Consider the following 241-nt stretch of genomic DNA (forward strand, 5'->3'; position numbering starts at 1 on the left):
GACCTGGAACTGGGCCGAGGTCAGCGAGCCGTCCAGCACGTTCTGGCCGTTGAACTGGGTGGTGTTGGCCACACGGTCCAGTTCCTGCGACAGAGCGGAAACCTCGCCCTGGATCGATTTGCGGTCGGAATCGGAGTTGGTGCCGTTGGCGGACTGGACTGCCAGTTCGCGGATACGCTGCAGCAGGTCGCCGGCGGTGCTCAAGCCACCCTCGGCCGTTTGAGCCAGCGAGATACCGTCG

General features: G+C 64.7%; 1 pseudogene. It reads right to left on the reverse strand.

The annotated features are described in order from the left end of the window. Positions 1-241 (reverse strand): annotated as a pseudogene (locus ACEN88_RS36180) (flagellin); the annotation flags it as partial.

The sequence above is a fragment of the Massilia sp. CT11-108 genome, assembly GCF_047302915.1.
Lineage (GTDB): Bacteria > Pseudomonadota > Gammaproteobacteria > Burkholderiales > Burkholderiaceae_D > Telluria > Telluria orientalis.